This is a genomic window from Glycomyces sambucus (assembly GCF_900102815.1).
Classification (GTDB): Bacteria; Actinomycetota; Actinomycetes; order Mycobacteriales; family Micromonosporaceae; genus Glycomyces; species Glycomyces sambucus.
In genome coordinates, this window is record NZ_FNGF01000002.1 from 29,655 (window position 1) to 46,448 (window position 16,794).

Annotated in this window: 15 protein-coding genes; 10 read left to right on the forward strand and 5 right to left on the reverse strand. The window is 73.2% G+C overall.

The window, feature by feature from the left end; genetic code table 11:
• Positions 1-59 precede the first annotated feature (59 nt).
• Positions 60-2,786, forward strand: coding sequence for a DEAD/DEAH box helicase (locus BLS99_RS05375; protein ID WP_091045035.1), 2,727 nt, complete (start codon positions 60-62; stop codon positions 2,784-2,786).
• A 99-nt stretch (positions 2,787-2,885) separates the two neighbouring features.
• Here BLS99_RS05375 and BLS99_RS05380 read toward each other — a convergent pair whose 3' ends face one another.
• Entirely contained in the window at positions 2,886-3,785 is a 900-nt protein-coding gene (locus BLS99_RS05380; protein WP_218126295.1) for a 5'-3' exonuclease, read from the reverse strand.
• 156 nt (positions 3,786-3,941) lie between these two features.
• On the opposite strand from BLS99_RS05380, the gene BLS99_RS05385 reads away from it, so the two are divergent.
• From BLS99_RS05385 to BLS99_RS05415, 7 genes are all read left to right on the forward strand, one after another.
• Positions 3,942-4,724: a transporter substrate-binding domain-containing protein gene (locus tag BLS99_RS05385; protein ID WP_091045038.1), complete on the forward strand. Its 783-nt coding sequence runs from the start codon at positions 3,942-3,944 to the stop codon at positions 4,722-4,724.
• Positions 4,725-4,765: 41 nt separating this feature from the next.
• Positions 4,766-5,548, forward strand: coding sequence for an ABC transporter permease subunit (locus BLS99_RS05390; RefSeq protein ID WP_091047629.1), 783 nt, complete (start codon positions 4,766-4,768; stop codon positions 5,546-5,548).
• Positions 5,545-6,291, forward strand: a complete 747-nt coding sequence (locus BLS99_RS05395; RefSeq protein ID WP_091045042.1) for an amino acid ABC transporter ATP-binding protein — start codon at positions 5,545-5,547, stop codon at positions 6,289-6,291. Before BLS99_RS05390 ends, BLS99_RS05395 begins: the two co-directional genes overlap by 4 nt.
• 13 nt (positions 6,292-6,304) lie before the next feature.
• Positions 6,305-7,861, forward strand: a complete 1,557-nt coding sequence (locus BLS99_RS05400; protein ID WP_091045045.1) for an amidohydrolase — start codon at positions 6,305-6,307, stop codon at positions 7,859-7,861.
• 535 nt (positions 7,862-8,396) lie between these two features.
• Positions 8,397-10,043 carry an apolipoprotein N-acyltransferase gene (gene lnt / locus BLS99_RS05405; protein ID WP_245712196.1) on the forward strand — a complete coding sequence of 549 codons (1,647 nt, stop codon included), beginning with the start codon at positions 8,397-8,399 and terminating at the stop codon, positions 10,041-10,043.
• 13 nt (positions 10,044-10,056) lie between these two features.
• The gene (locus tag BLS99_RS05410) at positions 10,057-10,848 is read left to right on the forward strand and encodes a polyprenol monophosphomannose synthase (RefSeq protein ID WP_091045051.1); all 792 of its coding nucleotides are present in this window, start codon (positions 10,057-10,059) and stop codon (positions 10,846-10,848) included.
• A complete protein-coding gene (locus tag BLS99_RS05415; protein ID WP_176953213.1) occupies positions 10,845-11,372 on the forward strand; it encodes an FxsA family protein in 528 nt (175 codons plus the stop codon). Before BLS99_RS05410 ends, BLS99_RS05415 begins: the two co-directional genes overlap by 4 nt.
• A gap of 13 nt (positions 11,373-11,385) precedes the next feature.
• On the opposite strand, the gene BLS99_RS05420 is transcribed toward BLS99_RS05415, so the two are convergent.
• Positions 11,386-11,727, reverse strand: a complete 342-nt coding sequence (locus BLS99_RS05420) for an RNA polymerase-binding protein RbpA (RefSeq protein ID WP_091028371.1) — start codon at positions 11,725-11,727, stop codon at positions 11,386-11,388.
• 399 nt (positions 11,728-12,126) lie between these two features.
• Between BLS99_RS05420 and BLS99_RS05425 the strand changes: the two genes are divergently transcribed.
• Entirely contained in the window at positions 12,127-13,485 is a 1,359-nt protein-coding gene (locus BLS99_RS05425; protein WP_091045056.1) for an Hsp70 family protein, read from the forward strand.
• Positions 13,486-13,499: 14 nt separating this feature from the next.
• Here the strand turns inward: BLS99_RS05425 and BLS99_RS05430 are convergent, their stop codons facing one another.
• From BLS99_RS05430 to BLS99_RS05440, 3 genes are read right to left on the reverse strand one after another with little or no spacing between them, the layout of a single operon-like run.
• Positions 13,500-14,648: an aminotransferase class I/II-fold pyridoxal phosphate-dependent enzyme gene (locus tag BLS99_RS05430; protein ID WP_091045059.1), complete on the reverse strand. Its 1,149-nt coding sequence runs from the start codon at positions 14,646-14,648 to the stop codon at positions 13,500-13,502.
• Positions 14,649-14,692: 44 nt separating this feature from the next.
• Complete coding sequence (locus BLS99_RS05435; protein WP_091045064.1) at positions 14,693-15,256, reverse strand: YdeI/OmpD-associated family protein; 564 nt, start codon at positions 15,254-15,256, stop codon at positions 14,693-14,695.
• Positions 15,253-15,651 carry a VOC family protein gene (locus BLS99_RS05440; protein WP_091045066.1) on the reverse strand — a complete coding sequence of 133 codons (399 nt, stop codon included), beginning with the start codon at positions 15,649-15,651 and terminating at the stop codon, positions 15,253-15,255. The genes BLS99_RS05435 and BLS99_RS05440 overlap by 4 nt, the downstream gene beginning before the upstream one ends.
• A gap of 86 nt (positions 15,652-15,737) precedes the next feature.
• On the opposite strand from BLS99_RS05440, the gene BLS99_RS05445 reads away from it, so the two are divergent.
• A complete protein-coding gene (locus tag BLS99_RS05445) occupies positions 15,738-16,682 on the forward strand; it encodes a helix-turn-helix transcriptional regulator (RefSeq protein WP_091045069.1) in 945 nt (314 codons plus the stop codon).
• Positions 16,683-16,794 lie beyond the last annotated feature (112 nt).

Consider the following 16,794-nt stretch of genomic DNA (forward strand, 5'->3'; position numbering starts at 1 on the left):
CGGGCCCGTGCGCATTTCTGACTCGCGAGCGTCGTCGCGTCTGGACTAGTGTTGGGGCCATGGTTAACGCCGACGTGCCTTACGCCGACGACCGCTCCCCGGCCGAACGCCACGCTGCCGCGCAGGCACGCCGGCAATGGCCCCAGCTGGCGGCATTCGCGGGGGACTACCCGTTCGAACTCGACGACTTCCAGGTCGGGGCCTGCCGCGCCCTCGAATCCGGCCACGGCGTCCTCGTCTGTGCCCCCACGGGCGCCGGCAAGACCGTGGTCGGGGAGTTCGCGGTCCACCTCGCGCTCGCCGAGGGCCGCAAGTGCTTCTACACCACGCCCATCAAGGCGCTGTCGAATCAGAAGTACAACGACCTCGTCGCCGCCCACGGCGCCGAGAACGTCGGCCTGCTCACCGGCGACACGGTCGTCAACGGCGAGGCCCCGATCGTCATCATGACGACCGAGGTCCTGCGCAACATGATCTACGCGGGCTCGCCCACCCTCCAGGGGCTGCGGTACGTGGTCATGGACGAGGTCCACTACCTCGCCGACCGCTTCCGCGGCGCCGTCTGGGAGGAGATCATCATCGAGCTCCCGCAGGAGGTCCGGGTCGTCTCGCTGTCGGCCACGGTCTCCAACGCCGAGGAGTTCGGCGACTGGCTCAAGAGCGTCCGCGGCTCCACCGAGGTCGTCGTCTCCGAGACCCGCCCGGTCCCGCTGTGGCAGCACATGATGATCGGCGGCGCCCTGCTCGACCTGTTCGAGCCCGACGGCGACTTCGTCTCCAAGGACCTGCTCAAGAAGGACGCCCGCATGCGCGAGCGCGGCGAGCGCCAGGGCGGCGGGCGCCGCCGCGGACGGCCCCATGTGGACCGCGGCCGCGTCGTCTCCCGCCTCGACCAGGCCGCGCTGCTCCCGGCGATCTACTTCATCTTCTCGCGCGCCGGCTGCGACGCCGCCGTCGACGAGTGCGTGCGCGCCGGCCTGCGCCTCACCGACGGGCGCGAACGCGACGAGATCGTCGACTACGCGACCGCCTCGGTCGCCCACATCGACCCCGCCGACCTCGACGCCGTCGGCTTCGACCGGTGGCTCGCCGGCCTCGCCGCCGGCATCGCCGCCCACCACGCCGGGCTCCTGCCGGTGTTCAAGGAGGTCGTCGAGAAGCTGTTCGAGCGCGGCCTCCTCAAGGCCGTGTTCGCCACCGAGACCCTCGCGCTGGGCATCAACATGCCCGCCCGCTCGGTGGTCCTGGAGCGGCTCATCAAGTACGACGGCTCCGACCACGTCATGCTCACCCCCGGCCAGTACACGCAGCTCACCGGGCGCGCCGGGCGCCGCGGCATCGACATCGAGGGCCACGCGGTCACCGTCTGGGCCGAGGACGTGCGCCCCAAGGAGCTCGCCGGGCTCGCCTCCAAGCGCACCTACCCGCTCAACTCCTCGTTCGCGCCCTCGTACAACATGGCCGTGAACCTCATCGGCGCCGCCGGAGTCGAACGCGCCCAAGAGGTCCTGGCCTCCTCGTTCGCGCAGTTCCAATCGGACTCCGAGGCCGTCCACATCGCCGAGCAGGCCCGCTCGCTCGGGCGCCGCGCGGCCGAGGCCGCCAAGGGCGCCGAGTGCCACAAGGGCGACTTCCTCGCGTACTTCGAGATGACGCACGAGCTCTCGCAGGCCGAGCGCGCGAACCAGAAGCGCCGCAAGGGCGCCCTGCGCGACGAGGCCCGCACCAACCTGGAGGGGCTGCGCGGCGGCGACGTCGTGTGGATCTCCCGCGGCAAGCGCACCGGCTGGGCCGTGTTCCTGCGCCCCACCGGCGGCTCGCGCCACCACGACCCGCGCTGGGCCGTGCTCACCGCCGACGGCTGGGCCGGCACGGTCGAGACCGCCGCGTTCGACGGCGGCCTCGAAGTGGTCACCAAGCTCCGCATGCCCAAGCGCTTCGACCGCCGCGACCCCAAGTCCCGCAGCGACCTCGCCTCCAGCCTGCGCGAGGCCACCCGGGACCGGTCCCGCCCGACCCGCCGCGGCGGCGCCGCCGAGACCCCCGAGATCGCGCGCCTGCGCGACGAGGTCAAGAACCACCCGTGCCGCACCTGCCCTGACGCCGGGCAGCACACCGTGCACGCCTCCCGGTGGTCGCGCCTGCGCCGCGAGGAGGAGACGCTGCGGCGCCGCTCCGAGCGCCGCGAGCACTCGCTGGCCCGCCAGTTCACGGCCGTGCGCGAGGTCCTCACCGAGTTCGGGTACCTCGAGGGCGAGACCGTCACCGAGTCCGGCCGGCTGCTGCGCAACCTCTTCGTGGAGACCGACCTGCTCGTGGCCCAGTGCCTGCGCGACGGCATCTGGGAGGGGCTGGACCCCGCGTCCCTCGCGGCCATCGCCTCCACGGTCATCTACGAGTCCCGCTTCGAGGAGGACGAGTTCTTCGTGGCCGTCCCCGGCCAGATCACCGAGCTCGTCGCCAAGACCGCGCGGCGCTGGGAGGCCATCCGCCGCGCCGAGAACCAGCGCGGCCTCGCGCTCATCTCCCGCCCGCAGCTGGGCCTGGCCTGGCCGATCTACCGGTGGACCAAGGGCGAGGAGCTGTCCAAGGCCCTCGCCGCGGCCGACGGCCCGTGGCCGATGCCCGGCGGCGACTTCGTCCGCTGGGCCCGCCGCACCGCCGACCTGCTGCACCAGATGGGCACGGCCGCGCGGTTCATCGGCACCGAGTCCTCCAACAAGCTCGCCGACGCGGCGTTCGAAGCGGTGGACGCGATCCGCCGCGGCGTGGTCGCCGACGTCTAACGCGCTCGGCCCGGCCGCCCGACGCGGCCGGACCGGGCCTCCCCGACGCGGGCGGCCCGATGTCTCGGCCGCGACGGGCCGGTTCGCGCCGCCGGGCCCCTAGTCCTGCCCGATCGCGTCCGCGAACCGCTGCAGGGCCGAGCCCACGTTCCACTCCTCCGAGAGCGCCGCGACCGCAGCCGGGTCCTTCCACGCGGCCGGGAGCGCCGCGTCGACCACCGGGACGTCGACGTCGGCGGCCACGGTCGACGTGCGCACCGCCCGGTCGAGGTAGTCGGCCGAGTCGGTCACGGCCGCGCGCTGGCGGGCCGGGACCTCCGAGGCCGGGTCGGCCGCGGCGGCCCTGAGCCCCGCGATGCCGCCGTAGGCGTTCACGAGCGCGACCGCGGTCTTGGCGCCGATGCCCTTGACGCCGGGCAGCCCGTCCGAGGGGTCGCCGCGCAGGACCGCGAAGTCCACGTAGTGGCTGGGGCTGACGCCGAACTTGGTGGCGACGGCCTCGCCGTCGAACAGCTCCGCCTTCGAGATGCCCTTCGCGAGGTACACGACTTTGCGCTCGCGCTCGTCGTCGACGAGCTGGAACAGGTCCCTGTCGCCGGTGACCACCAGGACCGGCTCGGCCGTGCGCGAGGCGAGCGTGGCGATGACGTCGTCGGCCTCGTAGTCCGGGTGCGCCGCGGTGGCGATCCCCAGGGCCGGCAGCAGCGCCTCGATCGCGGCCACCTGGTCGTCGAGGCCCTCGGGGGTGTCCTCGGCGCCGTCGGGGAGCGCCCGGTCGGCCTTGTAGCCGGGCATGAGGTCCAGGCGCCACTGCGGACGCCAGTTCCCTTCGAGGCAGCACACCATCCCGGTGGGGGAGAAGCGCTTCGAGAGGACCGCCAGGCCGTCGAAGAAGCCCCGCACCGCCCCCGAGCGCCGCCCGTCCGGGGCCTTGATCGAGGAGGGGAGCCCGTAGTAGGCGCGGTACCACAGTGACGCGGCGTCGATGAGCATCAGCATGCGCACCACTCTCTCATGCGCGGACGACACCGCGGGCCATCGGCGATTCACCCCGCCCGTACTGCGAAACCTGCCACATTGCGGACCAGGTGGCACAACTATGGGAGGGTCCGACCGGAATGATCGGCGCGAACGCCAACTACGAGGAGCCTTCAGGTGAACAACCACACCCGCCGCGCCGCGGCCGCCCTGGCCCTGATCGGGACCGGGCTCGCCGCCGCATGCTCGTCCGGTGCCGAGGACGACAGCACGCTCACCGTGTGCACCAACGTCCCCTTCGAACCCTTCGAGTTCTCCGAGGACGGCGAGTACGCGGGCTTCGACATCGACCTCATGAACATGCTCGCCGAGCGCCTCGACCAGACCGTGGAGGTCGTCGAGATCAGCTTCGACTCGATCTCCTCGGGCGAGGCCCTGAACGCCGGCACGTGCGACATCGCCGCCGCCGGCCTCTCCATCACCGAGGAGCGCCAGGCCGCCATGGGCATGTCCCAGGCGTACTACCGCGCCGACCAGGCCCTCGTGGTGCCCGCCGGCTCGGCCGTGGCCGCCCTGGAGGACCTCGACGGGCTCCAGGTCGCCGTCCAGTCCGGCTCCACCGGCGAGGCGTACGCCAACGACAACGCCGAGCAGTACGGCTACGAGGTCGTCGCCTTCGAGTCCATGGGCGACATCGCCTCCGCGCTCACCGCCGGGTCCGTGCAGGCCAGCATCGCCGACCTCGCCACCTGGAACGAGATGATCGCGACCGCGACCGACCTCGCCCTCGTGCAGACCATCGAGACCGCCGAGCACTACGGCTTCGCCGTCCAGAAGGACGACACCGAACTGCTCGACGAGGTCGACACGATGCTCGACGAGGTCTTCGCGGACGGCACCTACGCGGAGCTGTACGAGAAGTGGATCGGCGAGCCCTACACCGGGGACCTCGACCAGTAGTGGACACCGCCACCGACACCGCCCCCGCCCGAGGCGCCCGCATGACGGCCCGCGGGCGGCGGCGCCTCGCGCGCACCCTCCAGTACGCCGCGATCGTCGCCGTCGTCGCGGTGCTCGCCTTCGCGGCCGACTGGGACCGGATCGCCGCCTCGTTCCTCCAGTTCGACATCGCGGCCGACATGTTCCCGGACGTGTGGACCTCGTTCTGGAACACGATCGTCTACACCGTCCTCGCGTTCGCCTTCGGCATGGTCGTCGGCATCCCGATCGCGCTCATGCGCGTCTCCGCGTTCGGTCCCTACCGGTGGTTCGCCACCGCCTACGTCGAGGTCTTCCGCGGCCTGCCCGCGCTGCTCGTGCTCTTCCTCGTCGGCTTCGGCGTCCCGCAGGCGTTCCCGGGCATCCAGTACCCCGGCGGCGTCTACGGGCAGGTCGCGATCGGCCTGGGCCTCACCTCCTCCGCCTACATCGCCGAGAGTGTGCGCGCCGGCATCCAGGCCGTCCCCAAGGGACAGGTCGAGGCCGCCCGCTCCCTCGGCATGAGCCACACCCGCACCATGGTCACCGTGGTCCTCCCGCAGGCGCTGCGGATCGTCGTGCCCCCGCTGACGAACGAGCTCGTCATGCTCACCAAGGACTCCTCCCTCGTGTTCGTCCTCGGCGTCACCACCGCCACGATGGAGCTGTCCAAGTTCGCCCGCAACGAGCTCACCGACACCGCCAACGCCACCCCGCTGCTCGTCGGCGGCCTGCTCTACCTGCTGCTGACCATCCCGCTGGGCCTGCTCGCCCGCCGCCTCGAGAACCGGGAGGACAAGCGATGACCGCCCCCATCGTCCGCATCGAGGGACTGCGCAAGCGCTTCGGCGACAACGAGGTCCTGCGCGGCATCGACCTGGAGATCGCCGAGGGCGAGGTGGTGTGCCTCATCGGGCCCTCCGGCTCCGGCAAGTCCACGCTCCTGCGCTGCGTCAACCTCCTGGAGGAGCCCACCGAGGGCGCGATCACCGCCGCCGGGCACGACATGACCGCGCCCGACGCCGACCTCGACCTCGCCCGCCGCGACATCGGCATGGTCTTCCAGCACTTCAACCTGTTCAGCCACATGACGATCCTCGACAACCTCGTCATCCCGCAGCGGCGGGTCTGCAAGACCCCCAAGGCCGAGGCCGTCGCCGAGGCCCGGCGCCTCCTCGCCGAGGTCGGCATCGAGGGCAAGGAGGACGCCAGGCCCGCGCAGCTCTCCGGCGGGCAGCAGCAGCGCGTCGCCATCGCCCGCGCGCTCGCCGTCAAACCCCGCCTCATGCTCTTCGACGAGCCCACCAGCGCCCTCGACCCCGAGATCGTCGGCGAGGTCCTGGAGGTCATGAAGGGGCTCGCCGCCGAGGGCATGACGATGCTCGTGGTCACCCACGAGATGGCCTTCGCCCGCGAGGTCGCCGACCGGGTCCTGTTCCTCGACGGCGGCGTCATCGTCGAGCAGGGGCCGCCCGCCGAGGTCCTCACCGCGCCCAAGACCGAGCGGGCGCGCAGCTTCCTCCACCGCGTCCTGCACCCGGCCGACTGACATCATTGGGGGCATGAGCCTCCTCGAGAACACCGAGCGTCGCGAACGCACCCTGTGGCGGGGCGGGCGGGTCGCCAGCCCGACCCACCGGGACGCGACCGCCCTGCTCACCGACGGCGACCGCATCGCCTGGATCGGCGAGGGCGCCGACGCGCCCGCCGCCGACCGCACCGTCGACCTCGACGGGGCCCTGGTGACCCCGGCGTTCGTGGACTCGCACGTCCACCTCACCGGCACCGGGGCCTCGCTCACCGGCCTCCACCTCGCGGGCCTGCCCTCGGCCGCCGCCGTCCTCGACCGGGTCGCCGCGTTCGCCGCCGCGCTCCCCGCGGACGCGATCGTCCTCGCCCACGGCTGGGACGAGACCGCCTGGGACGACCCCGCCCCGCCCTCGGCCGCCGCCCTCGACCGGGCCGCGGGCGGGCGCCTCGCCTACCTCTCGCGCACCTGCGGCCACATCGGCGTCGCCGGACCGCGCCTCCTCGCCGAGCAGCCCGGCCTCGCCGCCCTCGACGGCTTCGACCCCTCCGGGCTCCTCACCCGCGCCGCCCACCGCGCCGCCCGCGCCACCGTCAACGCCGCGATCCCCGTCGCCCAGCGCCTCGACACCGCCCGCGCCGGCCTCGCGCACGCCGCGTCCCTCGGCATCGCCGCCCTCGCCGAGATGGCCATCCCCGCCGACGCCGACCCCCTCGCCGAAGCCGAGTTCTCCGGCCTCGTCGCCCTCGGGAAGGAACCGGGCAACCCCGGCGTCTACGGCTGGTGGGGCGAGCTCGGCGCCGCCGAGAAGGCCCGCGACCTCGGCGCCCACGGCGCCGGCGGCGACCTCTCCGCCGACGGCTCCCTCGGCGCCCGCACCGCGTTCCTGCGCACCCCCTACGCCGACGAGGACACCTTCGGCGCCGAATACCTCACCGCCGACGACGTCGCCGCCCACCTGCGCGCCGCCCACCGCGCGGGCCTGTCGGCCGCCTTCCACGCCATCGGCGACGGCGCCATCGCCAACGTCCTCGGCGGCCTCGACGCTGTGGAGCGCGAACTCGGCCTCGACGCCATCCGCCACGCCCGCCACCGCATCGAGCACGCCGAACTCCTCGACGCCGGGCTCATCGCCCGCATGGTCCACCACGGCGTCCACGCCTCCGTCCAGCCCGCGTTCGACGCCGCGTGGGGCGGCCCCGGCGGCATGTACGCCGCCCGCCTCGGCCGCGACCGCGCGCTGGCGGCCAACCCGCTCTCGCGCCTCGCGGGCGTCGGCGTCCCCCTCGCGTTCGGCTCCGACTCCCCGGTGACCGCGCTGGACCCCTGGGGCGGCGTGAGAGCCGCCGTGCGCCACTGGAACCCCGTCTCCCGCCTCCCGATGGCCGCGGCGTTCACCGCGGCCACCAGGGGCGGCTGGAGGGCCCTGGGGATCGACGACGCCGGGTCGCTCGTGCCGAACACCCGCGCCAACTTCACCGTGTGGGACCTCACCGGCGGGCGGCTCCCCGACTTGAGTGATCCCGGCGTCCCCGACCCGGTGTGCCTGCGCACGGTGGCCGACGGAACACTCGTCCACGAGCGCGCCTGACCTGGCCCCGGGGCCGCGCCGGCCCTGACGCGAGAAAAATTGCTGGACCAAAATTCCGACCCGGTCGACGCCCTCGGCGCTGTTTGGCTTACGGTGGTCTGGTCCTCGGCGGAAGACCTGAAACGGTGGCCCGCCGAACGTCGGGGGCGACTCGACTTGCTTTGCTCCCACGCAGACTGGACAAGGTGGCAGCGCGGCCGCACTGTCACCGGCGGCCAGGTCCAGATCGCGGGGGTCGGCGGAGGAAGGCGGGCCGGTCGCCGGTGGTGGACCCGCGGCGGATGCAGGTGATCCCTAGACAACAGCTCGTAGACGCTCAGCCAGACGGGTGCGAGTTGGTCCGAAGATCACCAGTGAACGCGGCAGGGGACACCGGCCGTACAGGGACTGGGAGAAACCCGTGCGAGGGGCGTAGCCGGACACAGCTACGCCCCTTTGCCGTCCCCGCAGTACGCTGGAGCCCGTCGACCGCGAGCGCCGCTCGCGGTCGCAGACCAGGCCAGCGCACGACCGAGGAGCGCCCTTCTTGAGCACCGTGATCGACGACGACCGCGACGCGCCCCCGGCCGCGGACCGCCCCGCGCCCCGACGCCGCCCCGCGCTCCTCGTCGCCTCGCCCCTCGGGCGCCGCCTCAGCCTCCCCGCCGCGCTCGGGCTCGCGCTCGCCTCCGGCCTGCTCGCCGTCCTCGCGTTCCCGCCCTACGGCGCCTGGCCCCTCGCGGCCGTCTCCGTCGCCGGGTTCGGCGCTGCCGTCCACCGCAGGCGCCTGCGCGGCGGCCTCGGCATCGGTTTCGTCTACGGCATGGCGTTCTTCCTGCCGCTCCTGTCGTGGTCCTCCACGCAGGTCGGCCAGTGGCCCTGGCTGTTCCTCTCCGCGCTCGAAGCGCTCGGCACCGGCCTCCTCGGCGCCGGACTCGCCGTCTGCTCGCGCCTGATCGACCGCCACCGCTGGACCTGGGCCCCGCTCACCGGCGTCGCCTGGGTCGCCCAGGAGGCCCTGCGCGACCGCCAGCCCTTCGGCGGCTTCCCCTGGGCCCGCCTCGCCTTCAGCCAGGCCGACGCGCCCACCGCCTTCGCCGCCTGGCTCGGCGGCGCCCCGCTCCTCAGCTTCGTCGTGGCCCTCACCGGCGGACTCCTCCTCGTCGCGGGCCACGCGCTCGCCACCCGGCGCCGCGCCGGGCTCCGCAAGGCCGCCGCGTTCGTCGCGGCCGCCGCCGTCGCCACCCTCGCGCCCCTCGCGCTCCCGGTCGGCGCCACCGCCCCCGCGGGCGACACCGTCACCGTCGCCGTCGTCCAGGGCAACGTTCCGCGCCTGGGCCTGGGCTTCAACGAGCAGCGCCGCGCCGTCCTCGACAACCACGTCGAGGCCACGCTCGACCTCGCCGACGCCGTGCGGGAGGGCACCGCCGAGCAGCCCGACTTCGTGGTCTGGCCCGAGAACGCCTCCGACATCGACCCCATCGAGAACCAGGACGCGTACGACCGCATCAGCCAGGCCGCGCTCGCCATCGGCGCGCCGATCGTCCTCGGCGGCATCGTCCACAACGACGACGGCACCGTCTCCAACATGAGCATCGTGTGGGACCCCCAGGACGGCCCGGTCCACATGTACGCCAAGCGCCACCCGGTGCCCTTCGCCGAGTACGTGCCCTACAAGGACTTCTTCAGCACCCTCGCCGGCTGGATCGACCCGCGCATGTCCGAGGGCCTCGACAACGTCGCCGGCTTCGCCGCCGGCACCGGCGAGGGCGTCATCCCCGTCGCCGGTACCGACGTCTCCGGGCTCATCTGCTTCGAGATCGCCTTCGACGCCGAGACCCGCGACTCCGTCCTCGCCGGCGCCCAGCTCATGGTCGTGCAGACCAACAACGCCACCTTCGACACCAACGAGGCCCAGCAGCAGCTCGCGATGGTCCAGATCCGCTCCATCGAGCACGGCCGCGACGGCCTCATGGCCTCCACCGTCGGCGTCTCCGGCTTCACCGACCACACCGGAGCGGTCTCCCAGGCGACCGAGTTCAACACCGCCGCGGTCATCCGAACGGACCTAACCCTCTCCGACGCCTCGACTCCCGCCACCGCAGTGGGTATCCTGCCTGAAGCGGTCCTCACCGGAGCGGCACTGGTGGCCCTGGCCTGCGCAATCGCCATCAATTTCAGGCACCGCCGCAGCCAGCACTAGAAAGACCATCCACATGAGTCGAACCCCGGACCGGAACGTCCCCGGCAGCGATGTCGGTCCGGCCATTGTGGCCATACCCACCTACAACGAGCGCGACAACATCGAGACCACCGTCCAGGCCGCCCTCACCGGCTGCCCCGGCATCGACGTGCTCATCGTGGACGACAGCTCGCCCGACGGCACCGGCGACCTCGCCGACGCCCTCGCCGCGGCCCACGAGCGCGTCCACGTCCTCCACCGGCCCGAGAAGCAGGGCCTCGGCGCGGCCTATCTCGCCGCCTTCGCCTGGGCCGCCGAACGCGGCTACCGCATCGTCGTCGAGATGGACGCGGACGGCTCCCACGACCCCGCCGACCTGCCCCGCCTCCTCGCCGCCGTCGAGGACGGCGCCGAGGTCTCCCTCGGCTCGCGCTACATCCCCGGCGGCTCGGTCGAGAACTGGGCCCTGCACCGGCTCGCGCTCTCGCGCTGCGCCGGGATCTACACCCGCGCCATGCTCGGCCTCAAGGTCCAGGACGTCACCGCGGGCTACCGCGCCTACCGCCTCGACGCGCTCCAGAAGCTCGAACTCGAGACCGTCAACTCCGTCGGCTACTGCTTCCAGATCGACCTCACCTGGCGCGCGGTCAAGGCGGGCTTCACCATCCGCGAGGTCCCCATCGTCTTCACCGAGCGCCGCGCCGGCGCCTCGAAGATGAACGGCGCCATCACGGTCGAGGCACTGTGGAACGTGACCCGGTGGGGAGTGGCCCACCGCGCACGGCAACTGCGACGCCTCTTCTCCCGTGGCACAATCGGAGGGTGACGCACCAGCAGCCGCCGCAGGCACCGAAGCGCGCCCCGTTCGCACTCAGGCTCGCGCTGGCGGTGTGGCTCGTCTCCGAGGCCGCCGCCTTCTTCGGCCTGGCCTACCTCATCGGGATCGGCTACACGCTGATGGTCTTCATCGGCACGACGTTCATCGGCATCCTGCTCATCCAGTACGTCGGCGCGAAGTCGTTCCGGGCCGCCCGCGACTACCTCAACTCCGGCGGCGACCCCTCGCGGGAGCTGCCGAACGGGTACGCGCTGGCGGGCGCGTTCTGCCTCATCATCCCCGGGTTCGTGACCGACCTGGCCGGCCTGCTCCTGCTGTTCCCGCCGACCCGGTTCGTCTTCCGGGGCCTGGGCCGGTGGATCGCCGCCCGGACCCCGGTCATGCGCTTCGGCGGCGACGTCATCGACGGCGAGGTGGTCGAGGAGCGCGACTCCGCGGCGAACCCGGACTTCCCCGACGACGAGCCCAAGAGATACGACAACGGACCCCGGTCGATCGACCAGGGTCCGTGAGTCTCGTCTGCGCCTAGCGCTCGCCGCGGCGGGCGCGCATCTCCTGCAGGCGCTCGTCGAGGATCTCCTCGAGCTCCTCCATCGACCGGCGCTCCAGCAGCATGTCCCAGTGGGTGCGCGGCGGCTTGACCTTCTTCGTCTCCGGCTCCTCGCCGTCGACGAGCTTCGCGGTCGTCCCGTCGAGACGGCACTCCCACGTGAGCGGGATCTCTGCCTCCACGGCGAACGGCACCTCGAAGCGGTGGCCCTGCGGGCACACGTAATCACGGGTCTGGCGGGGCGCCAGCTCCGTGTTGCGGTCCGATTCGTAGCTGACGGCGCCGAGACGGGAGCCCCTCAGCATTCTGTCGCCCATGTTCCCCTGCACTTCCTTTGAGCATTGCCCTGACCCACGCGGCCGGGCCGGTCGGCCCCGGCCGCTCTGCGCGTCCCCCCGGATCACGCCGAACCCTGGGGCTTTCGCTTCGTACAACGCCGGGACCTGGCCGGTTCCTTCCCGGCGCCGCCGTCCGAGGACGCGGCCGTCCCGACGCGGACCCCCAAGTGTGGCCCGGCGAGGCCGCGGCCGCCACGGACGTCCCCTTGAAGTGTGACACAACACGGGCCCCGATCCGCGCGGGCGAGCACGTGAGACCCGACTCGCGACCGGTGCGAAGCGGGTGCGAACGGTGCGTGAGCGACGCGTGAACACCGAACGGGTCGCATCGGGGGTGGACGCGCCCAGTAAGGTGTGCACCAGACAAGGAGTTCTCACATGCACGTGCTTGGAATCGACTTCGGAACCTCGAACACCGTCGCCGTGCTGCGTTCGGCCGACGGACGCGTACGCCCGCTGCTGTTCGACGGCGCTCCGATCCTGCCCTCGTCGGTCTACTACAACTCCGACGGGCGCATGCTCGTCGGACGCGACGCCGAGCGCAACGCCCGCATGGACCCCGCGCGGTTCGAGCCCAACCCGAAGCGCCGCATCGACGACGGCTCGCTCTTCCTGGGCACCTCCGAGATCCCGGTGCCCCAGGTCTTCGCGTACGTGCTCCAGCAGGTGGCCCTGGAGGCCCAGCGCCAGGCCGGCCAGATGCCCGGCCAGGTCCGGCTCACCCACCCCGCCCGCTGGGGCGAGCGCCGCCGCTCGATCCTGGTCGACTCCGCGCGCCTCGCCGGGCTGCCCGCCCCGCAGCTCATCCCCGAGCCGGTCGCCGCGGCCTCGTACTTCACCTCGGTGCTCGGCACCGCCGTCCCGCCCGGCCGCTCGCTGGCGATCTACGACCTCGGCGGCGGCACGTTCGACGCCACCGTGGTGCGCCGCACCCAGACCGGCTTCGAGGTCCTCGCCGAAGAGGGCATCGGCGACATCGGCGGCCTCGACTTCGACCACGGCATCGTCGAGCACCTGGGCAAGACCTACGGCGCCTCCCACCAGAGCGACTGGCAGCGGCTCCTCTCGCCCGCCGACGACCGCGACCGCCGGTACCGCCGGATGCTCTACGAGGACGTCCGCGGCGCCAAGGAGACCCTGTCGCGCACCGCGAGCGCCGACATCCACCTGCCCGCGCTCGAAGTCGACGCGCACCTGACGCGCGCCGAGTTCGAGGACATCGCGCGCCCGCCCCTGGAGCGCACGGTCGACTGCCTCCAGCGGGCCATCAGCTCCGCCCGCATGAACCCGGCCGACCTCGTCGGGATCTTCCTCGTCGGCGGCTCCTCGCGCATCCCGATGATCTCGCAGCTCATCCACTCCAAGCTGGGCGTGCCGCCGCAGACGTTCGAGCAGCCCGAGACCGTGGTCGTGGAGGGCGCCGTGCGCGCCGCCTCCGGCCCGGCCCCGACCGACCAGCAGTCGATGGCCCGCCCGACCTCGGGCGGACCCGTCTCGCCCGCCGGGCACATGTCGGCCCCGCGCCCGCCCGTGCAGGCGCCGCACCAGCCGCCGGTCCAGGCCCCGCAGATGCTGCCGCCGCAGACGAACTACCAGCCCGCGCCCCAGGCGCAGCCGTCCTACCAGCAGCAGGCCGCCAAGCGGCCGCTGTCGCAGGAGCCGGCCGTCCTGGTGACCGGCGCGGCCGTCATCATCCTGCTCGTGGTGTTCTTCGTGCTCCTGTCGGTGATCCTCTAGCGGCCGGCGGTCCCTTAGAGGCCCTTGCGCAGGCGCTCCAGGCCCTCCTCCAGGACGGCCCGGGGCTTGCAGAAGGTGAAGCGGACCTCCGGCCTCGCGGCCGCGGGGTCCGCGTAGAACACCTGGTTCGGGATCGCGACGACCCCGCACCGCTCGGGCAGGCCGAGGCAGAACGCCATGCCGTCCTCGTACCCCAGCGGCGCGGCGCTCGTGGTCACGAAGTAGGTGCCCTGCGGCTCGTACACGGTGAACCCGAGCGCGGCCAGGCCCGCGGTCAGCAGGTCGCGCCGCTCGGCGTAGTCGGCGACGAAGCCGTCGTAGAACTCCCGGCCCGAACCGAGCGCCGCGGCGATCCCGTACTGGAACGGGGTGCCCGACGCGAACGTCAGGTACTGCTTGACGCCCTTGACGCGGTCCACGAGCGCCGCCGGGCCGGTGGCCCACCCGATCTTCCAGCCGGTCACCGAGAACGTCTTCCCGGCCGAGCCGATCGACAGCGTCCGGTCCCACATGCCCGGCAGCCCCGCGACCGGCTCGTGGCGGCTCCCCGCGAACACCAGGTGCTCGTACACCTCGTCGGTGACCACGAGCAGGTCCCGCTCGACCGCGAGGCGCGCGACGGCCTCCAGTTCGGCCCGGTCCAGGACCGTCCCGGTCGGGTTGTGCGGGGTGTTCAGCAGCAGCACCCGGGTGCGCTCGGTGACGAGCCCGCCGAGCCGTGCCAGGTCGGGTCGGAACCCGGGGGCGTCCAGGCGCCACGGCACGATCGTGCCGCCCGCCAGCTCGACGGCCGCCTTGTAGGAGTCGTAGAACGGCTCCATCGCCACGACCTCGTCGCCGGGGCGCACGAACGCGAGCATCGACGCCGCGATCGCCTCGGTGGCCCCGGCGGTCACCACGACCCCGTCCTCGGGGCTCGGTGCGAGCCCGTACCAGTCGCGCTGGTGGGCCGCGATCGCCTCGCGCAGCTCGGGGACGCCCGGCATCGGCGGGTACTGGTTGCGCCCGTCCCGCATCGCGGCGACGGCCGCCTCGACGACGTGCTCGGGCCCGGACTCGTCGGGGAAGCCCTGCCCGAGGTTCACCGCGCCGTGCCGCTGCGCGAGCGCGGACATGACGGTGAAGATGGTGGTCTGCGGCTTGGCCGGGCCCGGTAGGTCCATGGGGGTTCCTCCTCTGCGAACCCGGCCATCATCGCGCACCGCGCTCAGCCGGGACCGCCCGCCCGCTTCCCGGCGAGCGACGCGGCGATCCGCGCGGCGATGCGCTCGCGCGCGGCCGCGGTGCGGGCCTGGAGCACCGGGAGCATGAGCGCGTACCGCTCGCTCCGGGGCAGGGCCGCGAGGGCCGCCTCCGCGCTCGCGGCGGCGACGGCCGCCGCGAGTTCGGCCGGGACCTCCGCGGTCCGCTGCGACTCGTAGGCCGCGTCCCACCGGCCGTCGGCCTTCGCGGCCGCGACCTGCGCCTCCCCGGCGGGTCGCATCCGGCCCGCGGCGGTGAGCGCCGCGATCTTCACCCGGTTGACCTGCGACCACGCGCTGCCGGCCCGGCGCGGGGAGTACCGCTGGAGGAACGAGTCCCCGTCGAGGGCCTTGCGCTGCCCGTCGATCCACCCGAAGCACAGCGCCCCGTCCAGGGCGTCCTCGATGCGGATGAGTTCGAGTGCGCTGCGGCGCTTGCCGATCCGCAGCCACGCCTCGGTCGCGCCGGCGTGGTGCTCCGCGAGCCAGGACTCCCAGTCCGCGAGGTCGGCGAACTCGAGCGCGCTCACCGCCGCGCCCCGAGCACGTCGAGGTAGTGCTGGTTGAACATGACGCCGAGGACGTTCCCGAACGGGTCGAGGAACGAGGCGGTGACGAACCCGTCCCCGCGCACGGTCTTCGGCTCGTACTCCTTCGCGCCCATGGCGGTCAGGCGCTCGACGGCCGCGTCGAGGTCGTCGACGTGCCAGTAGGCGATGGCCCCGCCCGGGGCCGCCCGCAGGTCGTGGGGCGCCCACGAGCCCTGGACCAGGCCCAGCTCGTGCCCGTAGTCGCCGACGCGGAACTCCTTGTACCCGCCCGGGACCTGGAAGTACGCCTCGATGCCGAGCAGTTCGGCGTACCACGCCTCGGCGGCGTCCAGGTCCTCGGCGAAATAGGTGACGGTGGCGAATCCTCGCAGCATGGCCCTTGCCCCTTCGTTGTCGTTGGCACCCACGCTACGGCGCATTGCGGACGACTTCCTTCCGCAATGCGTGGCAGAATCCGGGAATGCTCGAGACCTCCGCGCGCCTGCTGCGCCTCCTCTCACTCCTCCAGACCCACCGCGAGTGGTCCGGTGCGGCGCTGGCCGAGCGCTTGGAGGTGAGCACCCGGACCGTGCGCACCGACGTGGGCAAGCTCCGGCGGCTCGGCTACCGGGTCGCCTCCACCACGGGCGCGGCCGGCGGCTACCGGCTCGAGGCGGGGAGCGCGGTGCCGCCGCTGCTGCTCGACGACGAGGAGGCCGTGGCGGTCGCGGTGGGCCTGCGCGCGGCGGCCTCCGGCTCGGTGGCGGGGATCGAGGAGACCTCCTTGCGGGCCTTGGCGAAGCTGGAGCAGACGCTCCCCTCGCGGCTGCGGCGGCGCATCGAGGTGCTGCGCTCGGCCACGGTCTCGGCGGCGGCGGCCGGGCCCGCCGTCGACGCCGGCGTGCTCACCGCGATCGCCGAGGCCGCGCACCGGAGCGAGCAGCTGCGGTTCGACTACCTCGACCGCGACGGGGCGGCGTCGCGGCGCCGGGCCGAGCCGCACCGGCTCGTCTACACCGGGCGCCGCTGGTACCTGCTGGCCTGGGACGTCGACCGCGGCGACTGGCGCACCTTCCGCGCCGACCGGGTGCGGCCCCGCACCCCGAACGGCCCGCGCTTCGCGCCGCGCGACCCGCCGGAGGAGGCCGTCGCGCACGTCCTGCGGGGGGTCGGCCGGACGGCCTGGCGCCACCCGGCCCGGCTGCGACTCCACGTCTCGGCCGAGACCGCGGCCGACCGCCTGCCGCCCGGCAGCGGCCTCATCGAGCCGGCCGGACCGGACGAGTGCCTGTGGGAGACCGGCAGCGACTCGCTGCGCGACCTCGCGCGCTTCGCGGCCTCGCTCGACGTGCCGTTCACTGTGGAGGAGCCGCCGGAGCTGCGCGAGGAGCTGCGGGTGCTCGCGCAGCGGCTGCTGCGGGCCTGAGCGGGCCCGGTGCCGTCGAGTCATGGGTGCTGTGTGACATGTGACGTGCCACCCGGGTTCCGCAAGGCGGTGGCGGGAGTTCGCTCCGGCCGCCGGTCGCCCATGCCGTGTG